Below are 20671 nucleotides of genomic sequence, written 5' to 3'. Positions count from 1 at the left end.
GACAGCGGCGTACCCATGACCTGTGACGGCCCGCCGCGCACTGCCTCCCATCCGGACTTTCACCGTCGGTACAGGAATTTCACCTGTTCAACCGGTCACTGGAGGTGACCGGGTCGCGGACTATAACCGCCGGTTCGGAATTACACCGACCCCGGAGTGCGCTGCTGCTGGTACACGGTCAGTGTGCCATGCCCGGCCGGATGCCATGCACACGATCTCTTGTGGCCCGGCTCACAGGAGATTGGTCCATACCTATTGACGCTCTGGTCTAGTCCTCTTAACGTCTGCGTCACAAGACGATCACCCGTCGTTCGCTGTGCCAGGCCGAGCCTCCCCAGGAGGAACAGACCGTGCTGTCCCCCACCCGAGCGAGAACTTCCCTGCTCGCCACCGGCGCCGCCGTCGCCGGGCTCCTGCTCAGTTCGCTCACCGCAGGCGTCTCGCACGCCGCCGACAACGAGTCCTGCCGCCCGGACGGGCTGTACAAGACCCCGGGCGTCGACGTCCCGTACTGCTCGGTCTACGACACCGAGGGCCGCGAGAAGATGGGCGCCGACCACCAGCGCCGCGTCATCGGCTACTTCACCGGATGGCGTACGGGCAAGAACGGCGAGCCCGCCTACCTCGCCTCCGACATCCCGTGGGACAAGGTCACCCACCTCAACTACGCCTTCGCGCACATCGGGAGCGACCACAAGATCTCGGTCGGCTCCGACGGCGAGAAGAACGCCGCGACCGGGATGACCTGGCCGGGCGTGGCCGGTGCGGAGATGGACCCGGCGTACGCCTACAAGGGCCACTTCAACCTGCTGAACAAGTTCAAGAAGAAGCACCCGGACGTCAAGACGCTCGTCTCCGTGGGCGGCTGGGCGGAGACCGGCGGGTATTTCGCGGACAACGGCGACCGGGTGAATTCCGGCGGCTTCTACTCGATGGCGACCCACGCGGACGGCTCGGTCAACCAGGCCGGCATCGACACCTTCGCGGATTCGACGGTCGCGTTCATCAAGAAGTACGGCTTCAACGGCGTCGACATCGACTACGAGTACCCGACGACGATGAAGGACGCGGGCAATCCACTCGACTTCTCGTTCTCGAACGCGCGCCGTGCCGGGCTGGTCAAGGGCTACGCCGCGCTGATGAAGTCGCTGCGCGAGAAGCTCGACCGGGCCGGCGCCGCCGACGGCAGGCACTACCTGCTGACCGTGGCCGCGCCTTCGTCCGGCTACCTGCTGCGCGGCATGGAGACGTTCCAGGTCCAGAAGTACCTGGATTACGTCAACATCATGTCGTACGACCTGCACGGCGCCTGGAACGAGTACGTCGGCCCCAACGCCTCGCTCTTCGACGACGGCAAGGACGCCGAACTGGCGGCCGCGGGTGTGTATTCCACCGCGCAGTACGGCGGGACCGGTTATCTGAACACCGACTGGGCCTACCACTACTTCCGCGGTTCGATGCCGGCCGGCCGCATCAACATCGGTCTGCCCTACTACACGCGCGGACACAAGAACGTGCAGGGCGGTACGGACGGGCTGTGGGGCAGGGCGCCCGCGACGGACTGCCCGGCCGGCGCGGGGCTGACCAAGTGCGGTGACGGCGCGGTCGGCATCGACAACCTCTGGCACGACAAGGACACGGCGGGCAAGGAGTCCCCGGCCGGTTCCAACCCGATGTGGCACGCGAAGAACCTGGAGAAGGGCGTCGTCGGGGACTACGTCACGAAGTACGGCTTCCCCGCCGACACCAGGCTGACGGGCACGTACGTCCGCAAGTACGACTCGACGCTCGTCGCGCCCTGGCTGTGGAACGCGCAGAAGAAGGTCTTCCTGTCGACGGAGGACGAGCAGTCCGTCAAGGCCAAGGCCGACTACGTGGTGGACAGGGGCATCGGCGGCACGATGGTCTGGGAGCTCGCGGGCGACTACGACTGGAACGCGGCCAAGGGCCAGTACGAGATCGGCGACTCGCTGACGACGGCGATGTACGAGAAGTTCAAGTCGGCCTCGCCGTACGGCGCGAAGCGGTCCACGGTCGACCTGCCGGCGAAGGCGCTCGACATCGGCGTGGACTTCGGGCAGTTCCCGCTCGGGGACTCGAACTACCCCATCAGCCCGAAGCTGAAGATCACGAACAACTCGAAGGCGACGCTGCCGGGCGGTACGGAGTTCCAGTTCGACTACGCGACCTCCGCGCCCGCCAACGCCAAGGACCAGTCCGGCTTCAACACGAGGATCGTGCGCAGCGACCACACCGCCCCGAACAACATCGGCGGTCTCAAGGGCGACTACAACCGCGTCTCGCTGAAGCTGCCGGCCTGGCAGACGCTGGCGCCGGGCGCCTCGGTCGAGCTGGACTTCGTCTACTACCTGCCGACGTCGACCCCGTCCAACTGGACGGTGACCTTCGGCGGCCAGTCCTACGCCCTGGCAGGCGACCTGGCACGCGGTACGACCGTGGTGGACCCGGGGACGGACCCCGGACCGGGCCCCGGTCCCGGACCGACGCCGGGCCCGGGCGGTCCCTGCACCGCACCCGCGTGGAGCGCTTCGTCCGAGTACGGCAGCGGTACGACCGTCGCCCACAAGTCGCGCACGTGGAAGTCCAAGTGGTGGACCAAGGGCGAAGAACCGGGTACCACCGGTGAGTGGGGAGTCTGGCAGGACCTCGGCGCCTGCTGAGCCTGCTCCCCGGCTGAACGCCCGGCGGCGGTGACCGGCCCTTCCCGCCGCCGGGCTCCCCCCTGTTCCCGTGTGTGTTCCCGCGTTCGCGCCCCGGTCAGCTCCGGGGCGCGAACACGTCGTCCTGGACCGCGTCCCTCGCCGCGAGCAGCGCGCCCCGCAGTACCGCGCCGTCGCCCAGTTCCCCGGCCCTCACTTCCGTGCGCAGCGGTGACATCGCGGCCAGCCGGCCGGTGACGCGGTCGGCGAGGGCCGCGCCGCCCGCGTGACCGGTCTCGCCGCCCAGGACGACGCAGCCCGGGTCGAGGACCGCGGAGACGGCCGCCGCCCCGACGGCCAGGTGCCCGGCGAGGGCGTCGAGGAACGCCTCGCCGCGAGGGCCCGCGGCCAGGGCCGCCCGTACGCCGGCCGCGCCGGAAGCGGTCCCGGCCGTCCCGAGGCCGTGGAGCGCGGCGAGTTCGCCGATCGCGGCGCCGCCGGCCAGGGAGTGGAACCCGCCGCCGCAGTCCGTCGCCGACGGCAGGCCCACGGTGCCGGGCACCGGCAGGAAACCGACCTCGCCCGCGCCACCGGACACCCCGCGGCGGATCCTTCCGTCGAGCATGAGTGCCGCGCCCACGCCGCGGCCCAGCCAGAGCAGCACGAAGGTGTCGCGGTCGCGGGCCGCGCCGAGCCGGTGTTCCGCGACGGCGGCGAGGTTGGTCTCGTTCTCCACCAGCAGCGTGGCCGGCAGGCGCTCCTGCAGGGCGGCGACCAGCCTGCGGTGCCAGGCGGGAAGGCCCGTGGTCGCGCGGAGTTCACCGGTGGCCGGGTCGATCAGGCCCGGCGCGCCGATCCCGATGCTGTGCAGCCGCCGCACTCCCGCCTCGCGGGCGGTGCGTTCCAGCAGCGCCACCGCCTGCTCGACGGCGGGTTCCGTGCCGGTGAGGTCGGCGTCGATCGGCAGGGTCGCCTCGGCGAGAGTGGCGCCGAGCAGGTCGGCGACGACGACGGAGAGGCCCTCGGTGCGCACGTCGAGCGCGGCGAGGTGGGCGCGGTCCGCGACGATCCCGTACAGCCTGGCATTGGGGCCCCGGCGCTGGGCACCCGCCTCCCCCACCACGGTGATCAGGCCCGCGCCCTGGAGCCGTTCGACCAGGTCGGCGACGGAGGGGCGGGAGAGTCCGGTCAGCGTTTTGAGCTGTGCCGCCGTCAACGGGCCCTCGTCCTGGAGCAGCTTGAGGGCGAACCGGTCGTTGATGGCCCGGGCGGTGCTCGGTGATGCGGGCATGCCGGGATCCTCTCAGATCTATTTATCAGGCAGGCTGCCTGATAGTTTACTTCGGCACCTGGACACGAGAGACGCAGCGGGGAGGACGCGAGGGATGCCGGACGACAGGGTCTTCAGTCAGGAACGGTTGAAGCGGGCACGGTACGCCGTGGCCGCCGTCTTCTGCGTGCACGGCGCGGTCACCGGAAGTTTCGCCACCCGCATCCCCTGGATCGTGGACCACACCGGCGTCAGCGCGGGACAGCTCGGTCTCGCGCTGGCCTTCCCGGCGATCGGCGCCTCGGTGGCGATGCCGCTGGCCGGCGCGATCAGCCACCGGTTCGGAGCGCGCAGCGCGCTGCGCGGCCTGCTCGCGCTGTGGACGCTCTCGCTGACGCTGCCCGCGCTGTCGCCGAATCTGCTCACGCTGTGCGCCGCGCTCTTCGTGTACGGCGCGACGGCGGGCATGGCGGACGTGGCGATGAACGCCCTCGGTGTCGAGATCGAGAACCGGATCGACAAGTCGATCATGTCGGGGCTGCACGGCATGTGGAGCGCGGGCGCGCTGATCGGCTCGGCCGCGGGAACGGTCGCCGCGCACCTCGGCAGTGACGCGAGGCTGCACCACGCGCTCGCCGCCGCCGCGCTGACCGCCCTCGGCCTCGCCGCCTGCCAGGGGGTGATCGACCTGCGCAGCGCGCCGGACGAGGAGGCCCCGCCGCGCTTCGCGCTGCCGCCGAAGTCGGCGCTGGTGATCGGCGCGGTCGGGTTCTGCGCGGTCTTCGCCGAGGGCGCGAGCCTGGACTGGTCGGCGGTCTACCTGCGGGACGTGCTGGACACCTCGCCGGGTCTGGCGGCCGCGTCGACGACCGCGTTCGCGCTGACGATGGCGGTGGCGCGGCTGGCCGGGGACCGGGTGGTCGACCGCTTCGGCCCGGTACGCACGGTCCGGGTGGGCGGCGTCGCGGCGACGGCCGGTGGCCTGCTGGTCGTCATGGCGCCCCACCCGGCGCTCGCGATGGCCGGGTTCGCGCTGGTGGGTCTGGGCGTCGCGGTGGTCGTACCGCTGGCCTTCGCCGCGGCGGGACGCAGCGGGCCGAATCCGAGCCAGGCGATCGCGGGCGTCGCGACCATCACGTACACCTCGGGGCTGATCGCCCCGTCGGCGATCGGCGCGGTCGCCGACGCGACGTCGCTGGTGGTGTCCTTCGGGCTGGTCACGGTGCTGGCGTTCGGCCTGGTGGTGGGGGCGGGGGTGCTGCGCGGCGCGGGCCGCGTCCCGGCGGGCACCCGAAGCGACGCCTTCGCCCCGGCCGCCGCGGCGAAGGACTAGGCGGCGCGCCTCACGGAGAGGGGAGGGCGAAGAGCGCCGTGCCAGCGGGCTCGGGCCGCCGCTCCGCACGGCGAGTGCAGGTTGTTTTCGGCCGTAGCATGGCTTGGTCCATTTCTGACCGAATCTGTCTGTACGGGAGCCACGATGAAGCTCGGGGTGCGCTGGACCCTGCACGGCGACGGGCGGACCCCCGCCCCCCGGAGCCGTCGTACGCCCCGACGAGCGCCTGTCATGGCCCCGTACGGCCGGGCTCGGCGCCCAGCACGTGGTGGCCATGTTCGGGGCGTCGTTCGTCGCTCCGGTCCTCATGGGCCTGGATCCCAATCTGGCCATCATGATGTCCGGTGTCGCGACGGTCATCTTCCTGCTGGCCACCCGCGGCAGGGTGCCCAGCTACCTCGGCTGTTCGCTCTCCTTCGTCGGCGTGGCCGCCACCATCCGCGCCTCCGGCGGTGACAGCGCCACCGTCACCGGCGCGGTCCTCGTCGTCGGCCTGGCGCTCTTCCTCGCCGGCCTCGCCGTGCAGAAGTTCGGCGCCCGCATCATCCACGCGGCGATGCCGCCGGTCGTCACCGGCGCCGTCGTCATGCTGATCGGTTTCAACCTGGCCCCGGTCACGGCGTCGACGTACTGGCCGCAGGACCAGTGGACGGCCCTGCTGGTGATGCTCTTCACCGGACTGGCCGTGGTCTGCCTGCGCGGCTTCTTCTCCCGCATCGCGATCTTCCTCGGCCTGCTCTTCGGGTACGGGATCTCCTGGCTCTTCGACCGGCTCTTCGGGAAGATCCACTCGCCCGCGGGCGGCGCCGAGGCGGTGGACCACTGGCGGCTCGACCTCTCCGCGGTCGGCCGGGCCGACTGGATCGGTCTCCCCTCCTTCCACGCGCCGAGCTTCGAGTGGTCGGCGATCCTCGTCGCGCTGCCCGTCGTCATAGCGCTGATCGCGGAGAACGCCGGGCACGTCAAGGCCGTCGGCGAGATGACCGGCGACCCCCTCGACGACAAGCTCGGCACCGCCATCGCGGCCGACGGCATCGGGTCCATGCTGTCCACCGCCGTGGGCGGGCCCCCCAACACGACGTACTCCGAGAACATCGGCGTCATGGCGGCCACCCGCGTCTACTCGACCGCCGCGTACTGGGCCGCCGCCGGTTTCGCGCTGCTCTTCGGTCTCTGCCCCAAGTTCGGCGCGGTCGTGGCGGCCATCCCCGGCGGTGTCCTCGGCGGCATCACCGTCATCCTGTACGGCATGATCGGCCTGCTCGGGGCGCAGATCTGGACCAACGCCCGGGTGGACCTGCGCAATCCGCTGAACCTGGTACCGGCCGCGGCGGGCATCATCATCGGTGTCGGCGGCGTCAGCCTCAAGATCACCGACACCTTCGAACTGGGCGGTATCGCGCTCGGCACGATCGTCGTCATCACCGGCTACCACGTCCTGCGCGCCCTGGCCCCCGCCCATCTGAAGGAGCAGGAGCCGCTGCTGGACGCGGGCACGTCGACGTACGACACACAGGCCGGGAAAACCGGCCCGTCCGGCGACTGAGGACGGGGCCGGGTCGGCACCTGCGGGCGGTCCGTTCCCCCGTTCTGGGGAAGACCCGGCCTACGGCGCCCGGGGAAAAGCCCAGGGCTGGGACGCTGCCCGTATGGCGCAGATCGAGCACTTCCCAGCTCAGGCGGACCGCACCCGGACCTCGGTCGACACTGTCGTGGCGCGGATGCGTTCCTTCCGCTGCGACTGGCCGCCGTCGGACGGCCTCGCGGTCTTCAACCGGGTCTACCTGGCGGTCACCGAGGAGATCGACCGGCGTATCGACGCCGGCCTGTTCCCCGACGCCCGCACCGCCGCCGCCCTCGATGTGATCTTCGCCGAGCGCTACCTGACAGCCGTCGACGCCTCGGCGGCGGGACGGCGTGCGCCCGCCTGCTGGCGGCCGCTGCTGCAGTACCGGCGTCACCCGGGCGTACGGCCGCTGCAGTTCGCGCTCGCGGGGATCAACGCGCACATCGGACACGACCTGGCGCTGGCCGTGGTCGACACCTGCCATGCGCTCGGCTGCCGGCCGGCCGACCTGGAGGGGGACTTCGACCGGGTGGGCGACACGCTCGTGGCGCTGGAGGAGCGTATCCGCGAGGAGCTGATGCCGGGCCCCGACCTGCTGGAAGTCGCCGATCCGCTGACGCACCTGCTCGGCTCGTGGAGCCTGGAACGGGCCCGCGACGCCGCCTGGTCGGCGGCCCGGCTGCTGTGGGGCCTGCGAGGGCTGCCGGACCTGGCGGAGGACTTCAGGGAACGGCTGGACGCGGGGGTGGGACTGGTCGGGCGGATGCTGCTGACGCCGCTGTCCTGCGGCGACTGACCCCCGGCCCCTGCCCTCCCGGCCCCTCATGGGAGGCGCCACCGGGGACGGCCGGCCGGCGGCCGCCCGAATCCTGCCGGTTGGTGGCCACCCGGGGCCGGCCGGATCGCGGCCGGCCCCGGGGGCACATTCTCGGTCGCCGGGCCCGGCGGTCCGGCTCGGCGGCCCGGCCCGGACCTCCGGCTCAGTCCTCCGGCAGCTCGACCGGGGCGATCTCGTCGTAGACGTCGCCGGGGCCCGGGTTCGTCGGGTCGGTCGTACCGCCGAAGTGGTGCATGACGCCCCACACCGCGTTCAGCGCGGTCTGCACGGCGCCCTCGGCCCAGCCGGCCGTCCAGGAGATGTCGTCGCCCGCGAGGAAGATGCCGCGCTTGTCCTCGGGGAGGCGGTCCTGCATGAAGTGGGTGAACAGGCGGCGCTGGTAGCGGTAGTGGCCGGGCAGGTTCGCCTTGAACGCGCCCATGAAGTACGGCTCGTTCTCCCACGACACCGTCACCGGGTTGCCGATGATGTGCCGGCGGATGTCGACCTTGGGGTAGATCTCGCCCAGCGACTTCAGCATGACCTCCATCCGCTCGTTCGCGGACAGCGGCAGCCACTTGAGGCTGTCGTCGCACCAGGTGTACGAGAGGCAGATGACGGCGGGCTTGTCCGGGCCGTCGTCCAGCAGGTACGTACCGCGCGTCATCCGGTCGGTGAGCGTCATCGACATGACGTCACGGCCGGTCTCCTCGTCCTTGTCCAGCCAGAACGGCCGGTCGACCGGCACGAACAGCTTGGACGACTCCATGTAGTGGGTGCGCTCCATCGCCGTCCAGTGGTCGATGGGGAACAGCGAGTCGTCGCAGGTGATCTTGGAGAGCAGCATCCAGGACTGCGCGGTGAAGATCGCCGCCTGGTACGTGCGGATGTCGCCGGAGGCGTCGGTGACGGTGATCCGGTTGCCGGCCGTGCGGTGCAGGCGCGTCACGGCGGGCTTGGGCTCGCCCGCGTGGAGGGACTTCAGCGACGTGCCGAGCGGCCAGTGCACGAGCTTGGCCGGCTCGCGCTCCCACAGCCGGACGGGGAGCTGCTGGCTGCCGCCGACGATGCCGCGGTGGTGGTCGTCCGCCTCGGTGTAGACGACGCGCAGGATCTCCAGGATGGAGTTCGGGAAGTCGGTGTCCCAGCCGCCGGTGCCGAAGCCGACCTGGCCGAAGATCTCGCGGTGCCGGAAGGACTTGAATGCCTCGGAGTCGCAGAGGAAGCCGTAGAAGGTCTGGTTGTCGAGCTTCTCGACGAGCTTGGCCCAGATCTCACGGATGCGCGGTACGTCGCGCTCCCGCATGGCCTGGTTCATGTCGGAGAAGTCGGCGCCCTCTTCGAGGCAGGCGTTCCAGGCGTTCATGACGTCGCGGTAGACCTGCGGCAGGTCGTCGACGGTCACGGCGTAGTGCGACTCGCCCTTGAGGTCGACGACGGTCGACGGGGTCTCGGGGGCCAGCGGGTTGGGGAACGCCTTCGTCTCCAGGCCCACCAGGTCGATGTAGTGCTGGAGCGCCGTCGAGGACGGCGGGAAGCGCATGGCGCCCATCTCGGCGGTGAGCGACTCGTCGCAGCCCTCGAAGCCGACGGTGCGCAGCCGGCCGCCGATCTGGTCGGCCTCGTAGACGACGGGCTTGAGGCCCATCTTCATCAGCTCGTACGCGGCGATGATGCCGGACAGGCCGCCGCCGATGACCGCGACCTCGGTGCCGTGCTCGGTCGCCGGTATCTGGCCGAGGCCCGCCGGGTGGGCGAGGAAGTCGTCGTACGCGTAGGGGAAGTCCGGACCGAACATGGTGATCGGCGGCTGCGCGTCGGTGTGCTGGACGGCGGTGGGCACCGTGGACGTCATGGGGTACGGACTCCTTGCAAAGCGGAAAAAAGAGGGGGGAGGCGGCGGGAGCGTCAGGCCAGGGACGCGTACAGACCGGGGCGGCGGTCGCGCAGATACGGGTTGTTCTCGCGCGAGGCCCGCAGGAACTCGGGGTCGGCGTCGCCGAAGACCAGCTCCTCGCCGCGGCCGGCGCGGGCGCGGGAGGCGCCGTCGGGACCGGCCAGGCAGCTCAGCCCGACGAACTCGAACTCGCCCTCGGGGCCGGTCCGGTTGACGTAGGCGACGTACATCTGGTTCTCGAAGGCCCGCACGGGGACCACGGACTCGGCGACGAACTGGAACGGGTGCATCTGTGCGGTGGGCACCAGCAGCAGGTCGGTGCCCGCGAGCGCGTGGGCGCGGACGTTCTCCGGGAACTCCACGTCGTAGCAGATCATGAGGCCGACGGTCAGGCCGCCGAGCTCCGCCTGGACGACCGTGTCGTCGCCGGGCGTGAACCACTCCTGCTCGAAGCAGCCGAAGAGGTGGGTCTTGCGGTAGTTCGCGAGGCGGGCGCCGTCGGGGCCGATCAGCTGGGCGGAGTTGTAGACGCGCTCGCCGTCGCGCTCCGGGTAGCCGTAGTGGACGGCGAGCCCGTGGCGTACGGCGATGTCGGCGACGGCGTCGGCCGACTCCCCGTCGGCGGGCTCGGCCAGCCGGTGCACGTCCGCGCCGATGGCGTAGCCGGTCAGGAACATCTCCGGGCAGACCAGCAGCCCGGCGCCGGCCGCTGCCGCACGGCCCGCGGCCTCGTCGAGGACCTTGAGGTTCGCTTCGACGGAGCCGGGACGGCCGGAGCTCTGGAGCAGGGCGGTGCGGAGCGGCGGCATGGCAGACCTCGGGCAGATGGGGGGCGTGCGGGAGACGTTAAGACGGTACGGTCCGCGCTCACCCCCGGACAAGGCGCGACCGTTGCGGACCGACCGTCGATCCGTTGCGCAATCAGGGCCCGCTGCGGCGATTCGTTGCGTACCCACCGGGGGGACTGCGGTCGTACGGCCCGTACGCCTCGGGGCGGACCGTACGGGCCGGGCTCCCGCCGCGCGGCGGACCGCGGTGCGTGCTCCGGCACGATGTGCGCGAGGCGCGCCGGCGGAAGAGTGAGGGACGTCCGGACAACAGCCGGACCACCCGACCGAGGAGCTGTCATGAACCGTCCGACCCGCCACCGTACGAAGATCGCCGCGCTCGGCGCCGCCCTGCTGATCACCGCCGGGGCCGCCGGCACCGCCCTCGCCGCCGGGGACGGCGTCCCGCGCGGCAAGGAGCGCGAGGCGGCGGCGCTGACCGGCACGGCGAAGCTGTACCGGCCGGCCGGGGACGACATCACGTTCACCTTCGACGCGCATCTGGCGGCGAAGGACACCATGGACCCGGAGAAGGCGTACGGCACCTTCCGCTTCGAGCACGTCTTCCCGGACGGCACCTCGGGCTGGGCCAGGGGGAAGGTCGACTGTCTCGTGACGGGCGGCAAGGTCGCCGTGGTCACCGGCGTCATCACCGACACCGACCGGCCGGGCATGGGCAAACGGGTCGGGATCTCGGTCCACGACCAGGGGAGGAACGACCGACTGGGCTACAGCTGGATCGGCCGGGACGTGGAGAAGCAGGAACTGCCCAAGTGCATGAGTTCCGCCCCGTTCGAGAAGATCAGGACGGGCTCGGGCGACTTCAAGGTGCTGCCGTGGCAGCCGGTGTACGAGCAGGCCCCGGCGAAGGGCTAGGCGGGCGAGCCCGACGAGAAGCGCCTGAGCAGCGGGGAGAGCACGAGCACCGACTTGGTGCGCTCGACGAACGGCTCCCCCGCGATCCGCTCCAGCACCCGCTCGAAGTGGCGCATGTCGGAGGCGAAGATCTGGACGACGGCGTCCGCGTCGCCGGTGACGGTCGACGCGGACACCACCTCCGGGTAGCGCGACAGGCCACGGCGGATGTCCTCGGGGGACGTGTTGTGGCGGCAGTACATCTCGATGAAGCCCTCGGTCTCCCAGCCGAGGGCGGCCGGGTCGACGCGGACGGTGAAGCCGGTGATGGCTCCTTCCGCCCGCAGCCTGTCCACGCGCCGCTTCACGGCGGGCGCGGACAGGCCGACCTCGGAGCCGATGTCCGCGTAACTGCGGCGGGCGTCCTCGGCGAGGGCGTGGACGATGCGTTCGTCGAGATCGTTCAGTCGCACTACGGGTGGATCACTTCTCTGCGGTGGCCAGACTGGAGCGGCGCAAGCCGTAGAGGAAGTAGAACACGAGCCCGGCGATCATCCAGCCAACGAAGTAGAGCCACGTGAGGCCACCGAGCTGGAGCATGTTGTAACCGCAGGCGATAAAGCCCAGGATCGGCGTCACCGGGAACAGGGCCACGCGGAACGTGCGCGGCATGTCCGGCCGCTTGTACCGCAGGATGATCACCGAGACGTTCACCAGAGCGAAGGCGAAGAGGGTGCCAATGCTCGTGGCGTTCGCGAGCTCGCCCAGCGGAACGAAGGCCGCAAGGACGCCGCAGAAGACGGACACGATCACCACGTTGGCCCTGGGCGTGCCGGTGCGGGAATCCACCTTCGCGAAGACCTTGGGCATCAGACCGTCGCGTGACATCGCGAAGAGGATGCGGGTCTGGCCGTACAGCACGGCGAAGACGACGCTCGCAATGGCGACGACAGCTCCGGCCGCCAGAACGACGCTCCAGAAGCTGTGCCCCGTGACGTTTTCCATGATCTTTGCCAGGGCGGCGTCGGTGCCCTCGAAGTCCTGCCACGGCATGGCGCCGACGGCGACCAGGGCGACGAGGCAGTAGAGCACGGTGACGATCAGCAGCGACAGCATGATCGCGCGCGGCAGGTCCTTCTTCGGGTTCTTGGCTTCCTCACCGGCGGTGGAGGCCGCGTCGAAGCCGATGTACGAGAAGAACAGGGTGGCCGCGGCGGCGCTGATGCCGGTGATGCCGAGCGGGGCGAGGGGGGCGTAGTTGCCGGCCTTGATGCCCATGAAGCCGATCGCGCAGAAGAGAACCAGCGTGGCGATCTTGATGACGACCATGATCGTGTTGACGCGGGCGCTCTCCTTGGCTCCACGCAGCAGGAAAACCATGGCCAGCAGCACTACAAGGAGGGCCGGCAGGTTGATGAAGCCGCCCTCGCCAAGGGGGGCCGACACCGACTGCGGGATGGTGACGCCGATGGTGCCGTTGAGCAGCTCATTGAGGTACTGACCCCACCCGACCGCGACGGCGGAGACGGAGACTCCGTACTCGAGAACGAGGCACCAGCCGCAGATCCAGGCGATGACCTCACCCATGGTCGCGTAGGTGTAGGAGTACGAGGAACCGGACACCGGTATGGATCCGGCCAGCTCCGCGTAGGAGAGGGCGGAGAAGAGGGCGGTGAGTCCGGCTATGACGAACGCGATCGCGACGGCGGGGCCCGCCTTCGCCGTGCCCTCGCCGAGCACGACGAAGATTCCGGTGCCGAGCGTGGCACCGATGCTGATCATGGTCAGCTGCCACATGGTGAGCGAGCGACGGAGCGAGCCGCCCTCGCCCTGGCCGCCCTCGGCGACGAGCTGCTCGACGGGCTTGCGCCGCATCAGCCGGCTGCCAAGCTGCGGACGCTTGGATTCCGGTTGGGGAGTGACGGGTGGCGCTGCGTCCAACACTGGGGTGGCTCCTTATCGCTGCCGATCGGGAAGGCGGCGACCGCGACGGTCCACTCGGGGCGTAGAAACAGCCCGGAGCTCGGGAACCGCCGAGCAGGCGGTCCCCGCCACTCCACGTACAGCGCGAAGCCTACGAGGAGTGCGTTCCCGTCCGTAATGCAGCAACCTTGCGTATCGACGGAGGATTATTGCGCGCAACCGCGACACATGGCTCTTTGTTGCGCCTCACCTTTCGATTTCCGTTTTGTCCGTTACGACGCACACCCCGCGCACACCTCGCGCACACCCCCTTCCGCACCCCCGCACACGACGACCGGAGGCCCACCATGACGACAACGGACCGGACAGGCCATGCGGGCCGGACAGACGCGGCGGGATGGCTGGACCCCGGCCCCTTCCTGCGCGGCGTCGCCTGGCGCGACGGCCTTCGCGCCGTGCGCGCCGACCCCGCCGACCTGGACCGGCTGCCGTGGGACACCGTGGAGCGCTCCGCCGTCCCCGTCGGCGTACGGCTGGAGTTCACGGCGCGCGGCGCCACCGCCGTCGACATCCGCTACCGCGCGGCCCTGCCCGGTCCCGGCAGCGCACTGCGCGACCTCGCGCACACCTTCGCGCTGTGGCACGACGGCTCCCTCGTGACGGAGGTCAGCGAGGCCCCGGCGCGGGAGACGGTCGTACGGATCGGGCTGCCGGACCGCCCGGGCCGGTTCACGGTCCACCCGCCGGAGAGCCAGTGCCCGGAGATCCTCGGCCTGCGGCCGGTCGGCGGCTCCCTCTCCCCTGCCCCGCCCCAGCCCCGCTGGCTGGTGCACGGCGACTCCATCACCGAGGGCTGGTGGTCCACCCGCCCCGCCCACGCCTGGCCCGCCGCGGCCGGCCGTACGCTCGGCCTGGACGCCGTGAACCTCGGTCACGCCGGCGCCGGCCGCGGTGAACTCGCCGTCGCCCAGCAGCTCGCGGGCCTGCCCGCCGATCTCCTGACTCTCGCCTTCGGCACCAACTGCTGGTCCCGCACCCCCTTCTCGGCGCCCCTGCTGCACGAGACGGTGCGGGCCTTCATCGGCCTCGTACGCCAGGGGCACCCGGACACCCCGCTCCTGGTCGTCTCCCCCGTCCTGCGCCCCGAGGCGGAGCGGGCCCCCAACGCCCTGGGCGCCACCCTCGCCGACCTGCGCACCGCCCTGGAGGAGGCCGTCCTGGCCGGCATCGCCGCGGGCGACGGCCGGCTGGCCCTGCTCCCCGGCCTCGGTGTGCTCGGCCCCGGACATCTCGCGGACGGCCTGCACCCGAACGACGCGGGCCACGCCCTCATGGCCGACGCGGTCGCCTGCGCCCTGCGCGAGGCGCGCTTCGTCGGGCCGTCAGGTCCCTGAGGGCTCCGCCCGCGTTCACCCACGGCGTGAGCATTCGAGGGACCAGAGGGTCATGGGAACGCAAACAGCGGGTAAGGGAGCCCGTGATGACTGAGGAGCCGCCCATGGTTGTCCTGGATTCGCCGCAGGAGAACAGCGCGACAGCCCGGGAGGCCGCCGCCGATTACCTGACCCAGCACTGCCCCTGGGCCGACCTCGACGCCGTGCTGCTCGTCATCAGCGAACTGGTGACCAACGCCGTGCGGCACACCTCCGGCTGGTGGCGCCTCACCCTCCTCGTGGGCCCGGAGGAGCTGGTGGTCGAGGTGGACGACTCCAGCGACCGGCTTCCCGTCGCCCGCGAACCGGACTTCTCCGGCGGCGGCGGGTTCGGCTGGCACATGGTGCACAGGCTCGCGGGGCGGGTGGAGGTCAGCCCGCTTCCCGAAGGCAAGCGGGTACGGGCGGCCTGGCCGCGTCCGGCGCAGGCGTACTGGGGCGGCGCGCCCGGCGCACTGCCCGCAAAACCTGGGCCGGCCCGGCCGGGACCGCCGCCGTGACGGCCTTCGGCGAGGTCGTGGACATCATGCGGCGTCACCTGCGGACCCGGCCGCCCCTGCCCTCGCCCGAGCCTCTCACACAGCCGGTCACGCGCTCCCGGAACACCGTCTGACCTGGGCTTTTCCTGCGCCCGGACCTAAAATTCCCTGATGAGGGAAGGGGACCGGATGGACCGGGACATACGCACGGTGGACGATGTACTGAGGCTTCTGGACGGCCTGTTCGCGCCGGAGGCGGACCGCTGGACGTCCGGCGGGGCTTCCTGGTGGGACAGTTTCTACGCGGACCGCTCGAAGCCGGTGCCGTTCTTCGTGGCGAAGCCGGACGAGAGCCTGGTCTCGTACGTCGACCGCGGCCTGATCACCGCGGGCCGTGCCCTCGACCTGGGCTGCGGCCCGGGCCGCAACGCGCTCCACCTCGCCTCGCTGGGCTTCGAGGTGGACGCCGTCGACCTCTCCCCCGCAGCCGTCGCCTGGGCCGAGGACCGCGCCCGCGAGGCGGGGGCCGACGTACGGTTCCACTGCGGCGACGCCTTCGCTCCCACCGGCACCGGACTGGGCGGCCCGTACGACCTGATCCACGATTCCGGCTGCTTCCACCACCTGCCGCCGCACCGCCGCGTCAGCTACCTCGCCCTTCTCGACCGGGCCCTCGCGCCCGGCGGGCATTTCGCCCTCACCTGCTTCGCGGCCGGCGCGATGGGGTCCGAGCTCCCCGACGCCGACTTCTACCGACGGCCCGGCCTCCACGGCGGCCTCGCCTACACGCCGGAGTCCCTGCGCCGGATCTTCTCCGGCCTGACGGAGGTCGAGCTGCGCCGCATGCGCGACGAGCCGCCCGAGTCCCCGTCCTTCGGCGAACCCTTCCTCTGGACGGCCCTGTTCCGCCGGGACGCCGGGCGTGGGATCGAATCGGCGGACGGACACGTCCTCCCGTGAGATCCGCATCCTCCGACGCACTCGTGGGGGTCCTGCGGGACCTCGACGAGTGCGTGGTCTCCCTCGACCGCCTCGGCTCGCGTCAGACGTCGGGAACCGCGGACGAGCACACGGTCGGCACGTTCGTCGCCGCCTGGCGGGTCGCTCCCCGTCCGGCCCACGCCCGGGCCGTCATCAGTGCCGCCCCCGACGCGCGGCTGAGCGAGGCAAAGAACCTGGCCGTCGACGGCCTGTGCGAACGGGGCCGGTTCTCCGGCGACCGGAGCGGGCCGCGCACGAGGCCGTGACACGGCGAAGGACCCGTACGGCCGGGAGCCGTTCCCGGGTTCACCGCCGGGGCCGGCCGGCCCCGGCGGCAGAGCCCCCGCCTGCACCGCGGCCGGCCCCCGCGGAAGCGGGGACCGGCCGGGGATGACAGGCGGGAGCGGCAACTGCCGGGACGTCAGCTCCAGCTGGCGTGCAGCGGCTTGCCCTCGGCGTAACCGGCGGCGCTCTGCACACCGACGATCGCCTTCTCGGCGAACTCCTCCAGCGAGGCGGCACCGGCGTACGTGCACGAGGAGCGGACACCCGCGATGATCGAGTCGATCAGGTCCTCGACGCCCGGACGCGTCGGGTCGAGGAACATGCGCGAGGTGGAGATGCCCTCCTCGAACAGCGCCTTGCGCGCACGGTCGTACGCCGACTCCTCGCTCGTACGGTTGCGTACGGCGCGGGCGGACGCCATGCCGAACGACTCCTTGTAGGCACGGCCGTCGGCGGAGTGCTGGAGGTCGCCGGGCGACTCGTACGTACCGGCGAACCAGGAGCCGACCATGACGTTGGACGCGCCCGCGGCGAGCGCCATCGCGACGTCACGCGGGTGGCGGACCCCGCCGTCGGCCCAGACGTGCTTGCCGAACTTCTTCGCCTCGGCGGCGCACTCCATGACGGCGGAGAACTGCGGCCGGCCCACGCCGGTCATCATGCGGGTGGTGCACATGGCGCCGGGGCCCACACCGACCTTGATGATGTCCGCGCCGGCCTCGATGAGGTCGCGCACGCCCTCGGCGGCGACGATGTTGCCCGCGACGATCGGGACCTGCGGGTCGAGCCCGCGCACGGCCTTGACCGCGGCGATCATCGACTCCTGGTGGCCGTGCGCGGTGTCCACGACGAGCGTGTCCACGCCGGCGTCGAGGAGCTGCTTGGCCTTGCCCGCGACGTCGCCGTTGATGCCGACGGCGGCCGCGATGCGCAGCTTGCCTGCCGCGTCCGTGGCGGGCGTGTAGAGGGTCGCGCGCAGAGCGCCCTTGCGGGTCAGGACGCCGACGAGGCGGCCGTCCTCGTCCACGGCGGGCGCGTACTTGCGGTTGGCGTGGTCGAGCCGGTTGAAGGCCTCGCGCGGGTCGATTCCGGCGTCCAGCAGGACCAGGTCGCGGGACATGACCTCGGACAGCTGCGTGAAGCGGTCGACGCCGGTCAGGTCGTGGTCGGTGACGACGCCGACGGGGCGGCGCTCCGCGTCCACCACGACGCCCGCGCCGTGCGCCCGCTTGGGCAGCAGCGACAGCGCGTCGGCGACGGTCTGCGAGGGGGCCAGGACGATCGGGGTGTCGAGCACCAGGTGGCGCGTCTTCACCCAGGAGACGACCTCGGTGACGACCTCGATCGGGATGTCCTGCGGGATGACGACGAGTCCGCCGCGACGGGCCACGGTCTCGGCCATCCGGCGGCCGGCGATCGCGGTCATGTTGGCCACGACCAGCGGGATGGTGGTGCCGGTGCCGTCGGGCGACGTGAGGTCCACGCCCTGGCGGGAGCCGACGGCCGAACGGCTCGGCACCATGAATACGTCGTCGTACGTGAGGTCGTACGGCGGCTTCAGATCGTTGAGGAAACGCACGTGCTGAACATCCCAGTCGTTCGGAGTTGGCCCCCGGGCATTTCAGCCGGGGAAAAACGCACGTACTTCAGTGTCCCACGACCGTGCCGCTACACCCTCCGGGTCGATCATCCAGGTCACAGCGGGTGCCCTGGTCGGATCCTCCAAACGAAACCGCGTCCCGTCCGCGCTCCGGCCCGGCCGGCTCAGTCGTCAGGGTCCGCCCGGTCCAGCGCGGGCCGCGGCGCCGTGCCCGTCTCGTTCAGCAGGTAGTCCGCCGCGGCGGTGTCCGTGACGAGGCTGGTGACCAGGCCCGAGCGCAGTACGGCGTCGATGGCGGCCGCCTTGCGCAGCCCGCCCGCGATGGCCACCACCTCGGGGACCCGCCGCAGCCGGTCGGCCTCGACGGTGATGCACCGCTCGCCCAGGTCGCGCCCGACCCGGCGGCCCTCGGCGTCGAAGAGGTGCGCGGACATCTCGGCCGCGACGCCCAGCGAGGCGTAGTGCGCGCGCTCCTCGTCGGAGAGCATGTCGTGGACGGTGGAGATGCCCGGCTCCCAGGAGCCGATGGAGACGGCCGCGACGGTCACCTTGTCGAAGTACTCGAAGGCGCGGGCGATGCCGGTCTGGCTGCGCAGCGCCGCCGCGGTCGCCGGGTCGGGCAGCAGCATCGGTGCGTAGATGGGGTGCGCCTCTCCGCCGGACACCTGGGCGGCGCGGCGCACGGCTTCGACGGAGCCGCGCTCCGCCGTGCCGGCGTCGTACACGCCGGTCAGCTGGACGACCGTGCACGGCGGCAGCTGGTGCAGGGCCGCGGCCATGTGGATGGTGGACCGGCCCCAGGCCAGGCCCAGCACGTCGCCCTCGGTCACCAGTTCGCCGAGCAGGTCGGCCGCGACCTCGCCCAGGTTCTCCGGGTCGGTGGGCGCGCTCCCCGCGAAACCGGGCGTTCCCGGGAGCGCGTCCTCGGGTGCGTCGGCCGGGGACTCGACGACGACCGCGTGCCGCAGGCCGTAGCGGGCCCGCAGCGCGTCGGAGCGCTCCGCGTCCAGCTCGGCGGGCACCCTGATCTCGATGCGCACGAGATCGCGTTCGAGGGCGGTCTCCAGGACCCTGGCCACCTTGAAGCGGCTGACGCCGAACTCCTCGGCAATCTGGATCTTGGACTTGCCCTCCAGGTAGAAGCGGCGGGCCATGGCCGCCGCCTGGACCAGCTCTGCGGGTCCCATCCGCAGAGCTGACCGGCCCGCCGACATTGCAGACACCGCGTTCTCCTCACTGCTGTTCACACACGGGGCTCGCTGTTCATCCTGTCAGATGACAGAGACCTTGATCAGCCCCGAAGGGCGGCGTTCACCGAGCTGTGGCTCAGTGGTTGCATGCCCAGGCCGCGGTGGCCGTGGCTTCGGTCGCCTGGTTGCGCAGCATGCGCACCGCGGCGGCCGGGTCGTCCGTCCCGTACACGGCGGAACCGGCGACGAAGACGTCCGCGCCCGCCTCGGCGCACCGCTCGATCGTCGACGCCGACACACCGCCGTCGACCTGGAGCCACATCTCCAGACCGTGCTTGGAGATCAGCTCACGGGTACGGCGGATCTTCGGCAGCATGATGTCGAGGAACGCCTGGCCGCCGAAGCCCGGCTCCACGGTCATGATCAGCAGCATGTCGAGCTCGGGGAGCAGGTCCTCGTACGGCTCGATGGGCGTGGCCGGCTTCAGCGCCATGGAGGCACGGGCGCCCTTGGCGCGGATCTCGCGCGCCGTCCGTACGGGTGCGGCGGCGGCCTCGGCGTGGAAGGTGACCGATCCGGCACCCGCCTCGACGTACTGCGGAGCCCAGCGGTCGGCGTCCTCGATCATCAGGTGGCAGTCGAGCGGGATGTCCGTCGCCCGGCTGAGGGCTTCCACGACCGGGACGCCCAGCGTCAGGTTGGGCACGAAGTGGTTGTCCATCACGTCGACATGGAGCCAGTCCGCGCCCTCGACGGCCTTGGCCTCCTCGGCGAGCCGGGAGAAGTCTGCGGACAGGATGCTGGGATTGATCTGCGCGGCCATGACCCAAGCCTGCCATGTTCCGCGGCGGTTCCCGTCCCCGGTACGGACCAAAGCTTCCGGGATTCCGGCCCCCGTGGCGGTGGCACGCCCCGGGGAGCGGCCTCCCGGCTGCCCAGGACGGACAAAACCACCCAAGTCCCGGACAGCACCGAGGAGTCCACCGGCCGGCCCCGCCGCCGGCGGACGGCTACGCGGTCCGGCGCAGCAGCGCCAGGTACATCGCGTCCGTACCGTGCATGTGCGGCCACAGCTGTACGTCGGGCCCGTCGCCCAGCGCCGGTACGTCCGGCATCAGCGGCCTGGCGTCGATCCACTCGACCTCGACCGGCCGGTGCCCGCCGCGCCCCTTGATCACGTCGTCGACGACGACCCGGGTCTCGGCGAGGTGCGGCGAGCAGGTCGCGTACCCCACGACGCCGCCCACGCGCACCGCGTTCAGCGCCTCGCGCAGCAGCCCGCGCTGGAGCGGGGCGAAGCCGTCCAGGTCCTCGGCGCGGCGCCGCCAGCGCGCTTCCGGGCGGCGGCGCAGCGCGCCGAGCCCGGAGCACGGGACGTCCACCAGGACGCGGTCGAAGGAGCCGGGGAGCCACGGCGGGCGCGTGCCGTCGGCGGCGACGACCTGATACGGGCCGGGGTTGCCGTGACACGGGCGCTGGCCGAGGCGCGGCGCCGGGGCGGCCTCTCGAAGGCCGACCAGGAGGCGCTCGCCGGGATCGGCATCGACGTCATGG

The 20671-nt window shown here is 71.5% G+C and carries 16 protein-coding genes, 2 pseudogenes and 1 riboswitch; of the genes and pseudogenes, 9 read left to right on the top strand and 9 right to left on the bottom strand.

Features of this window, described 5'->3' with window-relative positions; all coding sequences use genetic code 11:
• Positions 1 to 33: 33 nt before the first annotated feature.
• Positions 34 to 164, bottom strand: a riboswitch (FMN riboswitch).
• Positions 165 to 350: 186 nt separating this feature from the next.
• Positions 351 to 2681, top strand: a complete 2331-nt coding sequence (locus tag ACWD0Y_RS13165) for a chitinase C-terminal domain-containing protein (protein ID WP_450260435.1) — start codon at positions 351 to 353, stop codon at positions 2679 to 2681.
• Positions 2682 to 2778: 97 nt separating this feature from the next.
• Here the strand turns inward: ACWD0Y_RS13165 and ACWD0Y_RS13160 are convergent, their stop codons facing one another.
• Positions 2779 to 3951, bottom strand: a complete 1173-nt coding sequence (locus ACWD0Y_RS13160; RefSeq protein WP_450260434.1) for an ROK family transcriptional regulator — start codon at positions 3949 to 3951, stop codon at positions 2779 to 2781.
• 94 nt (positions 3952 to 4045) lie between these two features.
• Between ACWD0Y_RS13160 and ACWD0Y_RS13155 the strand changes: the two genes are divergently transcribed.
• From ACWD0Y_RS13155 to ACWD0Y_RS13145, 3 genes and pseudogenes are all read left to right on the top strand, one after another.
• Entirely contained in the window at positions 4046 to 5263 is a 1218-nt protein-coding gene (locus tag ACWD0Y_RS13155; protein WP_450260433.1) for an MFS transporter, read from the top strand.
• 144 nt (positions 5264 to 5407) lie between these two features.
• A pseudogene (locus ACWD0Y_RS13150) lies at positions 5408 to 6803 on the top strand (uracil-xanthine permease family protein); the annotation flags it as partial.
• 109 nt (positions 6804 to 6912) lie between these two features.
• Complete coding sequence (locus tag ACWD0Y_RS13145) at positions 6913 to 7626, top strand: DUF5995 family protein (protein WP_450260432.1); 714 nt, start codon at positions 6913 to 6915, stop codon at positions 7624 to 7626.
• A 184-nt stretch (positions 7627 to 7810) separates the two neighbouring features.
• Here the strand turns inward: ACWD0Y_RS13145 and ACWD0Y_RS13140 are convergent, their stop codons facing one another.
• Both ACWD0Y_RS13140 and ACWD0Y_RS13135 read right to left on the bottom strand, forming a co-directional pair.
• On the bottom strand, positions 7811 to 9502 hold the full coding sequence (locus ACWD0Y_RS13140) for a flavin monoamine oxidase family protein (RefSeq protein WP_450260431.1): 1692 nt from the start codon (positions 9500 to 9502) through the stop codon (positions 7811 to 7813).
• 53 nt (positions 9503 to 9555) lie between these two features.
• Positions 9556 to 10353: a carbon-nitrogen hydrolase family protein gene (locus tag ACWD0Y_RS13135; protein WP_450260430.1), complete on the bottom strand. Its 798-nt coding sequence runs from the start codon at positions 10351 to 10353 to the stop codon at positions 9556 to 9558.
• A gap of 318 nt (positions 10354 to 10671) precedes the next feature.
• On the opposite strand from ACWD0Y_RS13135, the gene ACWD0Y_RS13130 reads away from it, so the two are divergent.
• On the top strand, positions 10672 to 11247 hold the full coding sequence (locus ACWD0Y_RS13130) for a Repetin (protein ID WP_450260429.1): 576 nt from the start codon (positions 10672 to 10674) through the stop codon (positions 11245 to 11247).
• Here ACWD0Y_RS13130 and ACWD0Y_RS13125 read toward each other — a convergent pair.
• Both ACWD0Y_RS13125 and ACWD0Y_RS13120 read right to left on the bottom strand, forming a co-directional pair.
• Positions 11244 to 11699 (bottom strand): Lrp/AsnC family transcriptional regulator, encoded by a 456-nt coding sequence (locus tag ACWD0Y_RS13125; protein ID WP_069929730.1) that lies wholly within the window; start codon positions 11697 to 11699, stop codon positions 11244 to 11246. The genes ACWD0Y_RS13130 and ACWD0Y_RS13125 overlap by 4 nt on opposite strands.
• Before the next feature lie 10 nt (positions 11700 to 11709).
• A complete protein-coding gene (locus tag ACWD0Y_RS13120; RefSeq protein ID WP_450260486.1) occupies positions 11710 to 13101 on the bottom strand; it encodes an amino acid permease in 1392 nt (463 codons plus the stop codon).
• 395 nt (positions 13102 to 13496) lie between these two features.
• Between ACWD0Y_RS13120 and ACWD0Y_RS13115 the strand changes: the two genes are divergently transcribed.
• The 4 genes from ACWD0Y_RS13115 to ACWD0Y_RS13100 all read left to right on the top strand — a co-directional run bounded on the left by ACWD0Y_RS13115 (position 13497) and on the right by ACWD0Y_RS13100 (position 16308).
• Positions 13497 to 14543, top strand: a complete 1047-nt coding sequence (locus ACWD0Y_RS13115; protein ID WP_450260428.1) for a GDSL-type esterase/lipase family protein — start codon at positions 13497 to 13499, stop codon at positions 14541 to 14543.
• Between the two features lie 104 nt (positions 14544 to 14647).
• A complete protein-coding gene (locus tag ACWD0Y_RS13110) occupies positions 14648 to 15082 on the top strand; it encodes an ATP-binding protein (RefSeq protein WP_450260427.1) in 435 nt (144 codons plus the stop codon).
• Positions 15083 to 15250: 168 nt separating this feature from the next.
• Entirely contained in the window at positions 15251 to 16021 is a 771-nt protein-coding gene (locus ACWD0Y_RS13105; RefSeq protein ID WP_450260485.1) for a class I SAM-dependent methyltransferase, read from the top strand.
• Positions 16018 to 16308: a hypothetical protein gene (locus ACWD0Y_RS13100; RefSeq protein ID WP_450260426.1), complete on the top strand. Its 291-nt coding sequence runs from the start codon at positions 16018 to 16020 to the stop codon at positions 16306 to 16308. The genes ACWD0Y_RS13105 and ACWD0Y_RS13100 overlap by 4 nt, the downstream gene beginning before the upstream one ends.
• A 155-nt stretch (positions 16309 to 16463) precedes the next feature.
• Here the strand turns inward: ACWD0Y_RS13100 and ACWD0Y_RS13095 are convergent, their stop codons facing one another.
• From ACWD0Y_RS13095 to ACWD0Y_RS13080, 4 genes and pseudogenes are all read right to left on the bottom strand, one after another.
• Positions 16464 to 17906 (bottom strand): GuaB1 family IMP dehydrogenase-related protein, encoded by a 1443-nt coding sequence (locus ACWD0Y_RS13095; RefSeq protein ID WP_450260425.1) that lies wholly within the window; start codon positions 17904 to 17906, stop codon positions 16464 to 16466.
• Between the two features lie 185 nt (positions 17907 to 18091).
• Positions 18092 to 19174, bottom strand: coding sequence for a sugar-binding transcriptional regulator (locus ACWD0Y_RS13090; protein WP_093801885.1), 1083 nt, complete (start codon positions 19172 to 19174; stop codon positions 18092 to 18094).
• 79 nt (positions 19175 to 19253) lie between these two features.
• On the bottom strand, positions 19254 to 19940 hold the full coding sequence (gene rpe, locus ACWD0Y_RS13085) for a ribulose-phosphate 3-epimerase (RefSeq protein WP_093801884.1): 687 nt from the start codon (positions 19938 to 19940) through the stop codon (positions 19254 to 19256).
• A 187-nt stretch (positions 19941 to 20127) separates the two neighbouring features.
• A pseudogene (locus ACWD0Y_RS13080) lies at positions 20128 to 20671 on the bottom strand (rRNA cytosine-C5-methyltransferase); the annotation flags it as partial.

The sequence above is a fragment of the Streptomyces altiplanensis genome (assembly GCF_053591575.1).
The sequence above is the reverse complement of the archived record's forward strand: the minus strand, read 5'-3'. Positions and strand labels throughout refer to the sequence as shown.